At 75.3% G+C, this 15526-nt stretch carries 13 protein-coding genes and 1 pseudogene; 9 read left to right on the top strand and 5 right to left on the bottom strand.

Annotated elements, in window-relative coordinates; all coding sequences use genetic code 11:
- The first annotated feature begins 3 nt into the window (after positions 1 to 3).
- Positions 4 to 1413, top strand: a complete 1410-nt coding sequence (gene hemG / locus ACGFI2_RS21250) for a protoporphyrinogen oxidase (RefSeq protein WP_393519654.1) — start codon at positions 4 to 6, stop codon at positions 1411 to 1413.
- The gene (hemQ, locus tag ACGFI2_RS21245; protein WP_393519651.1) at positions 1410 to 2111 is read left to right on the top strand and encodes a hydrogen peroxide-dependent heme synthase; all 702 of its coding nucleotides are present in this window, start codon (positions 1410 to 1412) and stop codon (positions 2109 to 2111) included. The genes hemG and hemQ overlap by 4 nt, the downstream gene beginning before the upstream one ends.
- A gap of 91 nt (positions 2112 to 2202) precedes the next feature.
- On the opposite strand, the gene ACGFI2_RS21240 is transcribed toward hemQ, so the two are convergent.
- The 4 genes from ACGFI2_RS21240 to ACGFI2_RS21225 form a co-directional block, all read right to left on the bottom strand.
- A complete protein-coding gene (locus ACGFI2_RS21240) occupies positions 2203 to 3333 on the bottom strand; it encodes a lytic polysaccharide monooxygenase (RefSeq protein ID WP_393519648.1) in 1131 nt (376 codons plus the stop codon).
- Between the two features lie 109 nt (positions 3334 to 3442).
- Positions 3443 to 3883, bottom strand: a complete 441-nt coding sequence (locus tag ACGFI2_RS21235) for a GNAT family N-acetyltransferase (RefSeq protein WP_393519645.1) — start codon at positions 3881 to 3883, stop codon at positions 3443 to 3445.
- 47 nt (positions 3884 to 3930) lie between these two features.
- Positions 3931 to 4617: a hypothetical protein gene (locus ACGFI2_RS21230; RefSeq protein WP_393519643.1), complete on the bottom strand. Its 687-nt coding sequence runs from the start codon at positions 4615 to 4617 to the stop codon at positions 3931 to 3933.
- Positions 4618 to 4802: 185 nt separating this feature from the next.
- The gene (locus tag ACGFI2_RS21225; RefSeq protein ID WP_393519640.1) at positions 4803 to 5063 is read right to left on the bottom strand and encodes a Prokaryotic metallothionein; all 261 of its coding nucleotides are present in this window, start codon (positions 5061 to 5063) and stop codon (positions 4803 to 4805) included.
- Positions 5064 to 5223: 160 nt separating this feature from the next.
- Between ACGFI2_RS21225 and ACGFI2_RS21220 the strand changes: the two genes are divergently transcribed.
- A complete protein-coding gene (locus tag ACGFI2_RS21220) occupies positions 5224 to 5499 on the top strand; it encodes an isoamylase early set domain-containing protein (protein ID WP_393519637.1) in 276 nt (91 codons plus the stop codon).
- On the opposite strand, the gene msrB is transcribed toward ACGFI2_RS21220, so the two are convergent.
- Positions 5496 to 5903 (bottom strand): peptide-methionine (R)-S-oxide reductase MsrB, encoded by a 408-nt coding sequence (msrB, locus tag ACGFI2_RS21215; protein ID WP_393519634.1) that lies wholly within the window; start codon positions 5901 to 5903, stop codon positions 5496 to 5498. The two genes, ACGFI2_RS21220 and msrB, sit on opposite strands and share 4 nt — an antisense overlap.
- Before the next feature lie 47 nt (positions 5904 to 5950).
- Here msrB and ligD point away from each other — a divergent pair, with 47 nt between their 5' ends.
- From ligD to ACGFI2_RS21185, 6 genes and pseudogenes are all read left to right on the top strand, one after another.
- Positions 5951 to 6982, top strand: coding sequence for a non-homologous end-joining DNA ligase (gene ligD, locus ACGFI2_RS21210; protein WP_393519631.1), 1032 nt, complete (start codon positions 5951 to 5953; stop codon positions 6980 to 6982).
- Between the two features lie 78 nt (positions 6983 to 7060).
- Positions 7061 to 7240 (top strand): annotated as a pseudogene (locus ACGFI2_RS21205) (helix-turn-helix domain-containing protein); the annotation flags it as partial.
- 488 nt (positions 7241 to 7728) lie between these two features.
- A complete protein-coding gene (locus ACGFI2_RS21200; RefSeq protein WP_393519629.1) occupies positions 7729 to 10914 on the top strand; it encodes an FtsX-like permease family protein in 3186 nt (1061 codons plus the stop codon).
- A gap of 115 nt (positions 10915 to 11029) precedes the next feature.
- Complete coding sequence (locus ACGFI2_RS21195; protein WP_393519626.1) at positions 11030 to 13762, top strand: FtsX-like permease family protein; 2733 nt, start codon at positions 11030 to 11032, stop codon at positions 13760 to 13762.
- Positions 13762 to 14805 carry an ABC transporter ATP-binding protein gene (locus tag ACGFI2_RS21190; RefSeq protein WP_393519623.1) on the top strand — a complete coding sequence of 348 codons (1044 nt, stop codon included), beginning with the start codon at positions 13762 to 13764 and terminating at the stop codon, positions 14803 to 14805. The genes ACGFI2_RS21195 and ACGFI2_RS21190 overlap by 1 nt, the downstream gene beginning before the upstream one ends.
- Positions 14805 to 15518, top strand: a complete 714-nt coding sequence (locus ACGFI2_RS21185) for an ABC transporter ATP-binding protein (RefSeq protein ID WP_393519620.1) — start codon at positions 14805 to 14807, stop codon at positions 15516 to 15518. Before ACGFI2_RS21190 ends, ACGFI2_RS21185 begins: the two co-directional genes overlap by 1 nt.
- Positions 15519 to 15526: the final 8 nt, after the last annotated feature.

Genomic DNA, 15526 nt, shown 5'->3' with positions numbered 1-15526 from the left:
GTCGTGGCGGGTCCGTGGCGGGTGGCGATCGTCGGCGGCGGGATCACCGGGCTGGCCGCCGCCGTCCGGTTGCGGGACCGGGCCCCCGCGGGCACCGAGATCACCGTGTACGAGCAGTCCGGCCGCCTCGGCGGCAAGCTGCGCACCGGCGAGCTGGCCGGCGGGCCGGTCGAGTTCGGGGCCGAGTCGTTCCTGATGCGCGACCCGGCCGGCGGGGAGTCGGCGGCGGTGACGTTGGCCCGCCGGCTCGACCTGGCCGCGTCGATCGTGCACCCGAGCGTCGGGCAGGCCGCCCTGCTGGTCGACGGCGGGCTGCGCCCGGTGCCGGGCGGCACGCTGGTCGGCGTACCCGGGGATCTGGAGAAGGTGGCGGCGGTGGCCCGGCCGGCGGCGGACGCCGACCGGGACGCGGGCCGCCCGCTGCTGGCCCCGGGGGAGGACGTGGCGGTCGGCCGGCTGGTCCGGGAGCGGCTCGGCGACGCCGTGGTGGACCGTCTGGTCGATCCGATGCTGGGCGGCGTGTACGCCGGCCGGGCCGACGACCTCTCCCTGGTCACCACCATGCCGGCGCTGGCCCGCGCGGCCCGTCGGGAACACACGCTCGTCGGTGCGGTACGCGCCGCGCAGGCCGCCGCGCCGCGCGCGCCCGGCGCGCCGGTCTTCGGCACCCTGGCCGGCGGGCTGAGCACGCTGGTCGAGGCGGCGGCGCGGGCGAGCGGGGCGACGATCCGCCGGGACGCGGCGGTGCGGGAGCTGCGCCGCACCCCGGCCGGCTGGCGGCTCACCGTCGGGCCGACCCGCGCGGCCGAGCACGTGGAGGCCGACGCGGTGCTGCTGGCGGTGCCGGCCCGGCCGGCCGCCCGGCTGCTCGCCGGCGAGGCCGCCGAGGTGGCGGACACGGTCGGCGCGCTGAACTACGCCAGCGTCGCGCTGGTCACGCTCGCGCTGCCCGGTCCGGAGCTGCCGGAGCTGTCCGGTTTCCTGGTCCCGGCCGGCGAGGGCCTGCTGATCAAGGCGGCCACGTTCTTCACCACCAAGTGGGGGCACCTGCGCCGGCCCGACGGGTCGGCGCTGGTCCGCGCCTCGGTCGGCCGGTACGGCGACGAGATGTCGCTCCAGCTCACCGACGACGACCTGGCCGCCACCGTACGCCGGGAGTTGTCGGCGGCGCTGGGCACGGCGCTGCCCGAGCCGGCGGCCCGGCAGGTGCAGCGGTGGGGTGGCGCGCTGCCGCAGTACACGCCCGGGCACGCGGCCCGGGTGGCGGCGGTCCGGACGGCGTTGCGCGGCGCCCACCCGACGCTGGCCCTGGCCGGGGCCGGCTACGACGGGGTCGGCATTCCGGTCTGCGTCCGCTCCGGCGAGACGGCGGCCGAAGAGATCATCACGGCACTGGGAGGATCGGCGACATGACCGAGCAGACCAACGCGGCGCGGCTGCGGGAGCTGAACGAGACCATCCGCTACACCATGTGGTCGGTGTACCGGGCCAGCAGCCCGCTGCCCTCGCTGCGGGAGAACGTCGTCGACGAGGTCGAGTCGCTCTTCGCGGAGCTGGCCGGCAAGGACGTGACCATCCGGGGCACGTACGACGTGGCCGGGCTGCGCGCCGACGCCGACCTGATGATCTGGTGGCACGCCCCGACCAGCGACGCGCTGCAGGACGCGTACCTGCGGTTCCGCCGCACCACACTGGGCCGGGCGCTCACCCCGGTCTGGTCGCAGATGGCGCTGCACCGCCCGGCGGAGTTCAACCGCAGCCACATCCCGGCGTTCCTGGCCGACGAGGAGCCGCGCGCCTACCTCTGCGTCTACCCGTTCGTCCGCTCCTACGAGTGGTACCTGCTGCCCGACGCCGAGCGGCGGGAGCTGCTGGCCGAGCACGGCAAGATGGCCCGGGGCTACCCGGACGTGCGGGCCAACACGGTCGCCTCGTTCGCGCTCGGCGACTACGAGTGGATGCTGGCGTTCGAGGCCGACGAGCTGCACCGGATCGTCGACCTGATGCGCGACCTGCGGGCCTCAGGGGCGCGCCGGCACGTCCGCGAGGAGATCCCGTTCTACACCGGCCGCCGCCGCCCGATCGCCGACATCGTCACCTGCCTGGTGTGAAAGGCGGGGCCCCCGGTTGACGCCTCCGGTAGAGCAGGGGCCCCCTGTCAACAACGCGCGTTGAGAGGGGGCCCCTGCTTACACAGGGCGGTCAGGCGGTGGTGGTGCAGGAGAGGATCCCCGGCACCGGGTTGGTCCCGGTCGACGTGCCGGTGAAGCCGAACGAGGTGCTCGCCCCCGCCGCCAGCGTGCCGTTGTAGGCGACGTTGCGCGCGGTGACGAGCGTTCCGCTCGTGGTCACCGTGGCGTTCCACGCCGAGCTGACCTGTTGGCCGTTCTGGTAGTTCCAGCTCACCGACCAGCCTCGGATCGGTGAACCGCCGTTGGTCACCTTCACCTCGGCCTGGAAGCCGCCGCCCCACTGACCGGTGATCTGGTAGGTCGCGGTGCAGCCCCCGGCCGGGTTCGGCGTCGACGGCGGGGTGGACGTCGGGGTCGGGTTGGCGGTGGGCGTCCGGGTCGGCGTCGGGCTGGCCGTCGGCGACGCGGTCGGCGATGCGGTCGGGGACGCCGTCGGGGTCGGGCCGGCGCCGCCGAAGTCGACGTCGCTGCACAGGTAGTAGGACTGGTCCAGGTGGCTGGCCTGCCAGATGGTGTAGACGATGTGCCGGCCGGTGCGGCCCGGCGCGTTCGCCGGCACCTGGATCGACACGCCCGACGTCTCCGGCGTCCACTGGCTGGCCGGGGTGTTGCCGATCTGGCCGACCTGCTCCAGGTCGCTCCAGCGCAGCGGCGTGGTCAGCGCGTTGAAGCCCTGCTTGGTCACGTACACCCGGATGTAGTCGGCGCCGTGGCTGGCCTGGTCGTACAGCTTGATCCGGAAGTTGTTGGAGATCGGCGACGTCTTCCAGGCGCCGACCGTGTCGAGCGAGTTGTAGCGGCCGTTGGAGGTGCGTCCGCCGCTGCACAGCTGGCCGTCCGGGATGGCGCCCTGGTGGTTGCCGGCCACACCCTCGCGGAACAGCCCGTTCCAGTTCCACATGGCGGCCGGGTCGGACTGCCAGGCCTGCCAGCACATCGGGTCCTGGGTGGCCATCGCCGGGTTCTGGAAGTCGCTGCCCCAGCGCTGCCAGCAGCTGTAGTTGCGGGATGCCGGGTCGACCACGGACCCGTGCGCCGAGGCCGGGCCGGAGAACGCGGTGGTGAGCAGCGCCGCGACGACCGCGCAGACGCCGAGGATCGCCGCCGCGAGCGGTACGCGTCGGCGGTACGGAGTGGACATGTGAAGCCTCCGGGTGGGGATCGGTGCACGATGCCCGGACTGTCGGGAGTTGCCCTCTCCCGCGTGGCGGCTCCGTCCGCACGCTGCCACAGAAAGCGACAGACGTCAATTAGTTTGGAATCCGGCGCATCGGCGTGTGCGGGATGCCGTCCTCCAGGTAGCCGGGCCCGCTGACCGTGAAGCCGTGCCCGGCGTAGAAGGCGACCAGGTGCGTCTGCGCCTCCAGCACGCACGGCCGGTCACCCACCGCCGCGAGCGCCTCGGCCATCAGCGCGCCGGCCAGGCCCGCGCCGCGGGCCGCCGGCGCCACCACCACCCGGCCGATCCGTGCCACGCCGCCGGGGTCGGCCAGGATCCGCAGGTACGCCACGACTTCGCCGTCGCGCGTCAGCCAGAGGTGGCGGGTGCCGGGCTCGACGTCCCGGCCGTCGAGTTCCGGGTACGGGCAGGACTGCTCGACCACGAACACGTCGATGCGCAGCCGGAGCAGGTCGTGGAACGTGCGGGTGTCCAGCTCGGCGAAGCCGGCCAGGTGGGACGCGACGGGCACCCCGCCAGGCTAGGCCGTGACCGCCGACGGCTTCGGCCCGGGCCTGGTCAGCGCGCCGCGCGCAGGCCGGCGCCGGTGGCGACAGCGGCCCGGTCGAACCAGGTCGCGGTGGCGGCGGCCGACCGGGTCCAGACCCCCACGCACTGGGTCACCCGGCCCCGGTGCACGCAGCCGTAGCGGTGCGGGAAGCGGGTGCCGTCGGGCAGCGTCATGGTGGCGGCGACCACGCGACCCGGCACGCCCACCCCGGTGGGCAGGTCGACGGCCGAGTGACCGGCGGTCACCTGCCCGTCCTCCTCGTCGCGGTCGCAGGCTTCCAGCAGATCGAAGATCCGGCGTACGGCGTCGGCGGCCGTGGCGTCGTCCGGGTAGACCACCGTCTCCTGGGCCAGCTCGACGAACTCCTCGGCCGGAGTGCCCTTCGGCGTGCCGAAGACGCGGGTCGTGGCCACCGTCCGCCGGTCGAGCAGGGGCAGTGGGCGGCCGCAGGCGACCCCGTCCGAGTCGAGCTGCTCGCTGGCGTGGTCGGGCTTCTCGGCCAGGCCGGCGAGGCTGCCGGTGGCGGCATGCCGATCCCGCAACGCGACGGCGGCCCCGCCGTCGGTGGGCGAGGGCGCCACGAGGGCCGGCGCGGCGGTCGCCGGTGGCTGGTCCGGATCGGGCGCCGGTGCGCAGCCGCCGACGGCGACGAGCGTGATGAGCAGGGTCGCCGCAACGTTCGGCCGTCGGATCACCGGGGGATGGTAGCCGGAGATCGACTCCGGTGGCGGCCCCGGTCGGGTGGGCCCGGCCGCCCGCCCCGCTTGATCCACACCAGTTCGCCGAGATGGCTGCATCGAAGGTGATGGGATGCCACCACCTCGGCGAAGTGGAGTGGATCAAGTAGGCGGAAACCACCACTTCGGCGGAGTGGCGTTGATCAGGCGGGGCGGGCGCCGACCGCGTCGCGGATCTCGGCGCCCTGGTCGCCCTCGACCGCGCGGGCGCAGTGGGCGCAGCAGAAGAAGCGGCCGGAGACCTCGACGCCGTGCCCGACGATCTTGATCTGGCAGTGCTCGCAGATCGGCGCCATCTTGTGCACCGCGCACTCGAAGCAGTCGAACGTGTGCCGGGCCCCGTCGACCGTGCGCACCTCGAACGCCATCCAGTAGTCGTTGCCGCAGACCTCACAGGTAGCCATACGAAACCCCCCGAAAACGGACCTGTCATCCCAGGGTCGTGCAGCGGACACGCGCGAGCAACCGGAACCGGCGAACCTGGTCCGGCCCGACGGCGTGTCGCTCCCGGCGTGTCGCGCGTTGACCCCGGTGACGACCCGCCGAGCAACCCCCGGAGGATCCGTGATCAAGCGCAACAAGCTCTTCGGCACCCAGACCCGGGTGACCTTCTGCCTGCCCCGGGACGTCCCGGCCGGCACGGTCAGCGTGGTCGGCTGCTTCAACGGTTGGGAGCCCGGCCGGCACGAGCTGGTGCCGCGTCGCGACGGCACCCGGACCGTGACCGTCCGGCTCGGCCCGGGCGACCATCGCTTCCGTTACCTCGCCACCGGCGGTGTCTGGCTGGACGACGAGGCCGCCGACCACGTCGACGAGACCGGCGGCCTGCTGCGCCTCTAGGCGCTCGGCTCCAGCCGCACCGAGATCGAGTTGACGCAGTGCCGGGTGTCCTTCGGGGTGAAACCCTCACCCTCGAAGACGTGCCCCAGGTGGCTGTCGCACCGCGCGCAGCGGATCTCCACCCGCCGCATGCCGAGCGTGTTGTCGGGGATCTCCTTGACCGCACCCGGGATGGCGTCGTCGAAGCTCGGCCAGCCGCAGTGCGAGTCGAACTTGTCGTCGCTGCGGAACAGTTCCAACCCGCAGGCCCGGCAGTGGTAGACGCCGGAGGTCTTGGTGTCGACGTACTCGCCGGTCCAGGGCGCCTCGGTGCCGGCCTCACGCAGCACCCGGAACTCCGCCGGGCTCAGCCGGACCCGCCACTCGTCCTCGGTGCGGGGCAGTTCGTTGTCGGAAAGACTCACCGCTCCACGGTACGTCGGCTGTCGGTGCCATCGCATATGGTCGCGTGATGGCGGGCAGCAGAAGCGCCGTCGAGGAGATCGAGGTCGCCGGGCGGGCCGTGCGGCTCAGCAGCCCGGACCGGGTGATCTTCCCGCAGCGCGGCTTCACCAAGGCGGACGTCTTCCACTACTACCTCGCCGTGGGCGAGGGCATCACCCGGGCGCTGCGCGACCGGCCCACCACCCTGCAACGCTTCCCCGAGGGCGTCGAGGGGGAGATGTTCTTCCAGAAGCGGGTGCCGACGCGCGGCGTACCCCCGTGGATCCGCACGGCGGAGATCAGCTTCCCCAGCGGGCGGAAGGCCGACGAGCTCTGCCCCGCCGACCTGGCCCACGTGGCCTGGGCGGCGCAGATGGGCACCGTGGTCTTCCACCCCTGGCCGGTGCGCGCCGCCGACACCGACCGCCCGGACGAGCTGCGCGTCGACCTCGACCCGCAGCCCGGCACCGACTTCGGCGACGCGGTGACCGCCGCCGGCGAGCTGCGCGGCCTGCTCGACGAGCTGGGGGTGACCGGCTGGCCGAAGACTTCCGGCGGCCGGGGCGTGCACGTCTACCTGCGCATCCAGCCGCGCTGGACGTTCGTCGAGGTGCGTCGGGCCACCATCGCGCTGGCCCGGGAGCTGGAGCGGCGCCGGCCCGAGCTGGTCACCACCGCCTGGTGGAAGGAGGAGCGGGGCCGCCGGGTCTTCGTCGACTTCAACCAGACCGCCCGGGACCGCACCATCGCCTGCGCGTACTCGCTGCGGGCCAACGCCCGCGCCACCGTCTCCACGCCTGTCGACTGGGAGGAGTTGACCGAGGTCGACCCGGACGACTTCCACCTCGGCACGGTGCCGGCCCGGTTCGCCGAGCGGGGCGACCCGCACGCCGGCATCGACGACGCCCCGTGGGACCTCACGCCGCTGCTGGAGTGGGCCGAGCGGGACGCCGCCGACGGCCTCGGCGACCTGCCCTACCCGCCGGAATACCCGAAGATGCCCGGCGAGCCGAAACGCGTCCAGCCGTCCAAGGACCGCGACCGGCCGAAGGACGCCTGACCGACCGCCGACGCCAGGTGCGGCCCGGCGTCGCATGTCCGACTGCCCGCACCGATCATCGTCGATACCGTCATCCGCGTGTCCTCCGACGCGGTACGGGAGCTTCGCCGGCGCGGCGCGCTGACGCAGGAGGATCCGGCCGCTCGGACCGGGCTGTCGGTCCGGCACCTCGGGGACCTGGAGGCGGGCCGGATCGCGCGGCCGCGACCCGCGACGATGCTGCTGCTGGCCGACGCGTTCGCGCTGCACGGGCCGGAACGGGACCGGTTCCTCGCCGGGGCGCCCGTGCCGGCTCCCCTGGGCGGTGTTCCTCCAGGACCGTCTTGGTCAACTGCTTCAGCAGCCCGTCAGGGCCCGGCAACGACAGGCCCTGCTCCTTGGCCGCCCGGACCAGCTCGGCGGCGCCCTTCCTCCGCCGACGGCTCGGGCCGCTTCTTGCGTCCGGTCTGGTCGTACCAGCGTCGCGGTCCTCACCGCACCCTCCTCACCAGGCACAACGCCGGCAGGTCAGGCCGGAAACACCCTTGGATCCACAGACCCCGCCCCGGACCCGCTCCCATCCGCCGACCTTGGAGTTGTGGCACCACGCGAAAGGCGTGAAGGGGATCTACCAGGCGCCACAACTCCAAGATCGCGGGATCGGGCCGGGTCGGTGGGGTAACGATCATGTAACGGGCGCGAACCTTTTCCTGGGCCTGGTGGGTCTTCCTGGTCATCGGCTCACCCGGGCCAGGAGAGGACGTCGGATGAAGCTGGTGTGGAGGCGGGCGGTCGAGGCCCGTGGGCTGCTGCTCGCCGCAGCGGTCGCGGCGCTCGTCGCGGTCGGGCTGGTCACCGGGCTCTCCGACTACAACCGGCGGGCGGTCGAGGCGGGCGCCCGCGCGGTGCTCGACGCCGCCCCGGCGGAGGAGCGCAGCCTGCTGGTCAGCGGCTCCGGCGGCGCCGACGCGAAGGCGTTCGCCGAGCGGGACCGGGCGGTCCGGGCGCAGTTCGCCGGCGGCCTGGGCGGCGCGCCGGTCGCCGTGACCGCCGTCCGCTACGGCACCGGGCGGGAGTTGACCGGCGACGTGGGCGCCGCCCGCACCGACGACGACCCGATGTTCGCCAACCTGGCCACCCTGGACGACCTGCCGGCGCGCGCCGAGCTGACCGCCGGCACGTGGCCGGCGGCCGGCGCCGACCCGTTGCAGGTGACCGTGCCGGAGAAGGTCGCCGCGCGGCTCGGCCTGGAGGTCGGGGAGCGGGTGCCGCTCTTCGACCGGGCCGCCGAGCGGGGCGGCCAGGTGACGATCGTCGGCACCTGGCGGCCCCGGGACGCCTCGGACGCGTACTGGCGGCTCGCCCCGGGCGTCGGCGACAGCCAGGGCGACGCGGCGAGCACCTCGTACGGGCCGTTCGCGCTGGACCCGGTGGACTTCGCGCGTACCTTCCCGGGGTCCGTCTCGGCGGCCTGGCTGGTCGATCCGGACCTGGTGGGAGTCGAGCCGAGCCGGCTGCCCGCCGTCACCGCCGCGCTTGCCGACGTCACCGACCGGCTGCCCGAGGCCACCGGCCTGGGCTCCTCCGCGCAGCAGGTCAGCCACCTGGACCGGCTGGTCGACCGGCTCGGGCGGGCCGACCTGGTGGGCCGCTCGGCCCTGCTCACCCCGTTGCTGCTGATCGTGGTGCTCGGCGGGTACGCGCTGGTGCTGGTCGCCGCGTTGCTCAACGAGGACCGGCGGGCGCAGACCGCGCTGCTGCGAGCCCGGGGCGCCGCCCGCGGCCAGCTCGCCGGGCTCGCCGTACGCGAGGCGACGCTGGTGGTGGCGCCGGCCGTGCTGCTGGCCCCGGCGCTGACCGGGCAGGCGGTCCGGCACCTCGGCGCGGACCTGGGGCTCACCGACGGCGGTGTCGCCCGGGTCTGGCTGGTCGCGGTCGGCGCGGCGGTCGGCTGCCTGCTCGCCATGGTGCTGCCGGCCCTGCGCCGGGCCGGCACCTACGTCGCGGACATGGCGGCCCGCTCCCGCCCCACCCGGGGCGCGGCGGTGCAACGCGCCAGCGTCGACCTGGCCCTGGTGGCGCTGGCCGTGCTCGCCTGGACCCAGTTGCGGCAGTACTCATCCCCGCTGGCCGGCGCGAACGGCAGCCTCGGCATCGACCCGTTGCTCGCCGCCGCGCCCACCATCGGCGTACTGGCCGGCGCCGTGATCGCGTTGCGGCTGCTGCCGCCGGCCACCCGGCTCGCGGAACGCTTCGTCGACCGGCGGCCGTGGAACGCCACCATGTTCGGCATGTGGCAGGCCGGCCGCCGTCCGCACGCCGGCCCGGTGCTGCTGCTCGCGCTCGCCGTCGGCGGCAGCACGCTGGCCTGGTCGCTGGTGGCCTCCTGGGAGCGGTCGCAGCACGACCAGGCATGGCACACGGTCGGGACCGACCTGCGGCTGACCGAGCGCGACGGCACCGCCCCGGACGACCGGGCCGCCGGGCTGGCCGCCACTCCCGGGCTGGACCGGGTGCTGCCGGCCTGGCGCGACGAGCTTCGCCTGGGCCGGGAGTCGCGGCCGGCCACCGCGGTGGCGCTGGACGCCGCCGCCGCCCGCGGGATGATCAGACTCGACGACGCCGACGGCGGGGCGTCCACCGCCGGCCTGCTGGACCGGTTGGTCGGCGGGCGGAGCGCGCCCGCCGGTGGCGTCCTGCCGGCCGGGGCGCGGACGCTGGCCGGCACCGTCCGCACCCCGGTCGACACCACGCTCACGCCGCCGAAGGTGACCGTGAGCGCGCTCTTCACCACCGATGCCGGCGCCGCCTGGCGGCTACGGCTGGCCGAGGCCAGCGGGGACGGCCGGCAGGTGCGCTTCTCCGTCGTGCTGCCCGACAGCGGCGGGGCGCCGCTGCGGCTGGCCGGCTTCGAGGCCGACGGCGGCGACATCGTCGGCTCCTCCTACCGGCTGATCCTGGCCGGGCTGCGGATCACCGACGCCGGCGGCGCCGCGCTGCCGCTGCCGATCGACGGCGCCTGGCGGATGATCGACCCGGCGAACGGGCCGCGCGGCGCCGCGCGGGTCACCCCGACCGGGGTGGACGTGGTGCGGACGTTCGACGTGCCGGAGGGGATGCTGCAGTACGCGAGCACGCCGCCGTCCCGGTTCGCCGTGGTGCCGCGTGGGGACGCCCCACCGGTGCCGGTGCTGATCACGCCGGGGGTGGCGGCCGCGCTGAGCGTGGGCACCGGCGACACCTTCAAGCTGTCGCTGGCCGAGGTGACGCTGGAGGTGAAGGTGGTCGGTCGGGTCGCCGCCGTCCCCGGCACCGAGGGCGACGGCGTGCTCGTCGACCTGCCCGCCGCCACGAACCAGATGCTCCAGCAACGCGGCGGCGTCCGGCCGCTGGCCGAGTGGTGGCTGCGGACCGGGCCCGGTGGGCACGCCGCCGCGGCGCAGGCGTTGTCCACGCTGGACGGCACCGTCCTGCACGACCGGCGGCAGGTGGCCGAGGAGGCCGCCCGGGACCCGTACTGGCGGGGCGCCCGCACCGGGCTGCTCGCCGCCGCGCTCGGGTCCGTGCTGCTCGCCCTGGTCGGCCTGGCGGTGGACGTCTGGGCCACCACCCGGCGTCGGCTCTCCGAGTTCGCCGTGTTCCACACGCTGGGCGCGGGCACCCGACTGCTGGGCCGCGCCTACCTCGCCGAGCAGACGTTCCTGGCCGCCATCGGAGTAGGTGTCGGGCTGCTCGTCGGCGCCCTGGTCGCGGCGACCATGGTGCCGCTGGTGATCCTCACCCCGGCCGCCGGCCGGCCGGTGCCCGAGGCGGTCTTCGTCGTGCCCTGGTCACCGGTCGGGCTGACCGCCGTCGGGCTGCTGCTCGCCGCGCTCGCCTTCGCCGCCGTCATCACCACCGGGATCCGTCAGCGGGTCGCCGCCGTGCAGCTCCGGATCGGGGGAGCACTGTGAGCGCGAGGAGTGCAGCGCAGCGGAGCCCCGCAGTCGCGAACGAAAGGCGAGCACTGTGAGCGCGAGGAGTGCAGCGCAGCGGAGCCCCGCAGTCGCGAACGAAAGGTCAGCACCGATGAGGCTGCCAGGTGCCGCGGGCCGGGTCCGGGCGTACGGGGGGCAGTTCCTGCTGCTCGCCGTCCTGACCGTGGTGACCGCCCTGCTGATCACCGGCGTGCCGCGGGTCGCCGACCGACTCACCGGTCAGGGGCTGCGCGAGGACGTCGCGAACCAGCCGGTGGCACTGCGCGACCTCACGTACGACACGGCGCCGTCCACGTTCTCGTCGACCCTGCAGCCGGTCGTCGCCGCCCAGGCGGGCCAGCTCGACACGATCGAGGGCCGGATGCCCGGCGTGGTGCGGGAGGTCATCGGGCAGCGCTGGTACGTCGCGAACACCGTGCCGGGTCGGCTGCGCGGCCCGACGCTCTCCAGCGACAAAGGGCTGATCGACCTGGTCCTGCGTACCGGTAACGGCCTGCGTGAGGCGGCCACCCTGACCGGCGGGCGGTGGCCGGAGAACGGCGTCACCGCCGCCGGCGCGGTCGAGGTGGCGCTCGCCGCCGGCATCGCGGAGCGGCTGGGCGTCGCCCCCGGCGACCGGTTCAGCCTGTCGATGCTCGATCCGGCCGATCCGACCGGCCGGCCGCTGAAGTCCCGCCCCGTCGAGCTGGTCGGGGTGTGGCGTCCGAACGACCCGCGCGACGGGGTCTGGGACAGCCTGCCGTCGATGCTGCGGCTCACCCCGCCGGAGGGCGACGGCAAGCCGTACGTGGCGGTCGCCTACACCGCCGACGCCGGGGTGGACGCCGCTGTCGCGGCCGGCTGGCCGGTGAGTTTCGGCTGGCGCTACCGGATCGCCCCGGACCGGCTGCGCCCCGGGCAACTCGACGCGTTGATCGCGGGCGTCGACGGGCTGGAACGGGTCCGTCCCGCCTCGGTCCGGCTGACCCAGGGCGTCGACATCGCGTTGCGCCGGTTCGCCGAGGCGCTGGTCGCCGCCCGCACGCTGCTCGCGGTCATCGCCGCCGGGCTGCTCGCCACGCTGGCCGGGCTGTCCCTGCTGGCCGCCCGGCTGGCCGCGCGTCGCCGCCGCACCGAGTTCCACCTGATCCGGGCGCGGGGCGCCTCGACGGCCGACGTGCTGCGCCGTGGCCTGGCCGAGTCGGCGTTGGTGCTGCCGGCCGCGGCCGGGATCGGCTGGCTGCTCGGCGGTCTGCTGCCCGGCACCGGGACGTCGGCGCGGTGGGTGCTGCTGGCCGCGCTGCTGGTCACCGCGCTCCCGCCGCTGGCGGCGCTCGCCGTCGGCCGTGGCGTCGCCGGCCGGTCCGACCTCGGCGGCCGGTCGCCGGCCGTCCGGCTCACCGTCGAGGTGGTGGTGCTCGCGGTGGCCGTGCTCGGGGCGTTCCTGCTGCGCCGGCGCGGGCTCACCGCCGGGTCGGTGGATCCGCTGCTGGTGTCGGTGCCGGTGCTGCTGGCGGTGGCCGCGGCGTTGCTGGCGCTGCGCGCGTACCCGTGGCCGTTGCGGCTGCTCAGCCGCGTCACGGCCCGGGCGCGCGGCAGCGTCGCGTTCCTCGGCGCCGCCCGCGCCGGCCGGGCCGCCAGCACCGGACCGCTGGTCGTGGTGGTGCTGGCCGTCGCCACCGCCGCGTTCTGCGGGGTGGTGGCGACCGGCATCGAGGCCGGCCGGGACACCGCCGCGGCCCGCGCGGTGCCCGGGGACGTCCTGGTCGCCGGCGAACGCTTCGCGCCGGACACCGCCACCCAGTTGGCCGCGCTGCCCGGCGTCCGCGCGGTGGCCCCGCTGCTGTCCGTGCCGGCCGAGCGCCCGCTGGCCGACTCGGCCGGCCGGCCGACCCCGATCCGGGAGGTGCGGGTGCTGCTGGTCGACGCCGCCCGCTTCGCCGAGGTGGCCCGCCGCGCCGGCGTGCCGGCCAGTGTGCCCGACTCGCTGCTGGCCGGCGGCGACGGCAGCACCCCGCTGCCGGCGCTGGTGTCCCCGGCGGTCGCCGGCGAGTTGGCCGAGGCCGGGCTCGCCGACGCGCAGGGGCGCCGCCCCGCCTGGTTGGACGTGCAGGGCAACCGGCTGCCGGTGCGGGCCGCCGCCACCGTCGACGGGTTCGCGCTTGTCGACCGTGACGCCAGCCGGTTCGTGGTGCTGCCCTGGCCGGCGCTGCCGGCCGACGCCACGCACCCGCTCGCCCCCACCGGCTTCGTGCTGGCCGGGCCCGGGGTGGACCGGGCCGAGGTGAACCGGGTGGCGATCGAGGGACAGCGCCGCTACCTGCGGATCGGCACGGTCGACACCGCGGACAAGGCGCGTGCGCCGGAGGTGACCAGCCGGGCCGAGGTCCGTGCCGAGCTGGGCGGCAGCGGCGTGAACGGGCTGCTGGTGTTCGGGTTCGCGCTCGGCGCCGGTGGCGGTGCGGTGCTGGGCCTGCTCGGGCTCGCGTTCGCGGTGCTCGCCGGGGCCCGCTCCCGCGGGCAGGTGCTGTCCCGGCTGCGCACCATGGGTCTGTCCCGCCGGCAGTGGCGCGGCTTGCTACTGGTCGAGTTGACCCCGTTGGTGCTGGTGTCGGTGTTCACCGGCGCGGTGGTCGGCGCGCTGCTGCCGCTGCTGCTCACCCCGGTGCTCGGCCTGCCCGCGTTCACCGGCGGGGTGACCGTACGTCCCCGGTTCGAACCCGGTCTGGTGGCCGGGGTGTCGGTCCTGGCCCTGCTGGCCCTCGGCTTCGCGATCACCGTGGAGGCCGTGAACAACCGCCGGATGCGCCTCGGTGAGGTGCTGCGGCTCGGAGAGGAGAGCTGATGACCGCGACCGCTTCCGGCCATCCGGGCTCGGCGCGTCTGACGCCGCGCCACGACCCCGGACAGCCGCTGCCCGCCGTGCCGGACCTGGCCGCCCTGCAACGGCGCGCGGCCGAGCGCGCCGCCGAACGGGCCGGCGGGCGGGACCGGCTGCGCGGGCACATCGTCTGCGACGGCCTGGTGCGCATCTTCAAGACCGAGGGCGTCGAGGTGGTCGCCCTCCAGGGCCTCGACCTGGTGATCGACCGGGGCGAGTTGGTCGCGATCGTAGGCGCCTCCGGCTCCGGCAAGTCCACCCTGCTCAACATCCTGTCCGGGCTGGACACCCCGACGGCCGGCATCGCCCGGGTCGCCGAGTACGACCTGCTCGCCCTGTCGAACCGGAAACGGCTGGCGTACCGGCGGGAGATGGTCGGGTTCATCTGGCAGCAGACCGGCCGCAACCTGCTGCCGTACCTGACCGCGGTGGAGAACGTCGAGCTGCCGATGAAGCTGGCCGGCCGGCACGGCGGCCGGCGGGACCGGCGGGAGCGGGCCCGGCGCCTGCTCGACCTGGTCGGGGTCGGCTACTGCGCGGACCGGCGGCCGGGCCAGATGAGCGGCGGCGAGCAGCAGCGGTGCGCGGTGGCCGTGGCGGTGGCCAACGACCCGGAGATCCTCTTCGCCGACGAGCCGACCGGTGAGCTGGACGAGGCGACCGGCGCGGAGGTCTTCGCCGCGCTACGCACCATCAACGCCGAGCTGGGCGTGACCATCGTGGTGGTCACCCACGACCACGCCGTGGCCGGTCAGGTCCGCCGGACCGTCGCCATCCGCGACGGCCGGACCGCCTCCGAGGTACGTCGGACCGCGCGGGCCACCGCCGACGGCGGCACCGAGCTGGTCAGCGAGGAGTACGCGGTGCTCGACCGCACCGGTCGGATGCAGTTGCCGGCGCCGTTCGTGGAGGCGCTGTCCCTGCGCGACCGGGTCCGGCTCAACCTGGAACCCGACCACGTCGAGGTGCGCCCCGGCGACCGGGCGCACGCCGAGGAGAGTGAGTGATGACCGAGCGGGCCGCGGTGCTGCCGGCGACGATCGTCGAGGACGTGGTGCGGGTCGAGGGGGTGAGCCGCACCTTCGGCAAGGGCGAGCACGCCGTGCACGCCGTGCGGGACGTCTCCTTCACCGCCGGGCGCGGCGAGCTGGTCGCGGTCCGCGGCCGTTCCGGCGCCGGCAAGACCACGCTGCTGAACCTGGTCGGCGGCCTGGACCGGCCGGACGCCGGGCGGATCCGGGTGGCCGGGCACGACGTGACCTCGGCCGGTGAGCGGGAGCTGCTGGCGTTGCGCCGGGGCGCCGTCGGCTTCGTCTTCCAGACCTTCGGCCTGGTGCCGATCCTGTCCGCGGCGGAGAACGTGGGGGTGCCACTGCGGCTGGCCAAGGTGCCGGCGGCGGAGCGGGAGCAGCGGGTGGCGGTGCTGCTGGAGCTGGTCGGGCTGGGCGCGCACGCCGCGCAGCGCCCGTACGAGTTGTCCGGCGGGCAGCAGCAGCGGGTGGCGGTGGCCCGGGCGCTGGCGAACGAGCCGGACCTGCTCATCGCCGACGAGCCGACCGGGCAGCTCGACTCCGAGACCGGTCGCTCGATCATGGACCTGCTGCGCGCGGTGGTGCACGCCCGGGGGATGACCGCCCTGGTCGCGACGCACGACCCGGCGCTGATCGAGCTGGCCGACCGGACCCTGGTGCTGCGCGACGGGCAGTTGGTGACCGACTGACCCAGCGT

Origin of the sequence: Micromonospora sp. NPDC049282, from assembly GCF_043197045.1 — a bacterium.
GTDB lineage: Bacteria > Actinomycetota > Actinomycetes > Mycobacteriales > Micromonosporaceae > Micromonospora.
This window is presented reverse-complemented; position numbering and strand designations above follow the sequence as displayed.

What these genes read in the sequence shown, in the direction of transcription:
- ACGFI2_RS21185 (WP_393519620.1), top strand. Translation starts at nt 14,805, where the DNA reads ATGACCGAGCGGGCCGCGGTGCTGCCGGCGACGATCGTCGAGGACGTG.
- ACGFI2_RS21195 (WP_393519626.1), top strand. Translation starts at nt 11,030, where the DNA reads ATGAGGCTGCCAGGTGCCGCGGGCCGGGTCCGGGCGTACGGGGGGCAG.
- ACGFI2_RS21200 (WP_393519629.1), top strand. Translation starts at nt 7,729, where the DNA reads ATGAAGCTGGTGTGGAGGCGGGCGGTCGAGGCCCGTGGGCTGCTGCTC.
- ACGFI2_RS21225 (WP_393519640.1), bottom strand. Translation starts at nt 5,063, where the DNA reads ATGGCTACCTGTGAGGTCTGCGGCAACGACTACTGGATGGCGTTCGAG.
- ACGFI2_RS21190 (WP_393519623.1), top strand. Translation starts at nt 13,762, where the DNA reads ATGACCGCGACCGCTTCCGGCCATCCGGGCTCGGCGCGTCTGACGCCG.
- hemQ (WP_393519651.1), top strand. Translation starts at nt 1,410, where the DNA reads ATGACCGAGCAGACCAACGCGGCGCGGCTGCGGGAGCTGAACGAGACC.
- ligD (WP_393519631.1), top strand. Translation starts at nt 5,951, where the DNA reads ATGGCGGGCAGCAGAAGCGCCGTCGAGGAGATCGAGGTCGCCGGGCGG.
- ACGFI2_RS21240 (WP_393519648.1), bottom strand. Translation starts at nt 3,333, where the DNA reads ATGTCCACTCCGTACCGCCGACGCGTACCGCTCGCGGCGGCGATCCTC.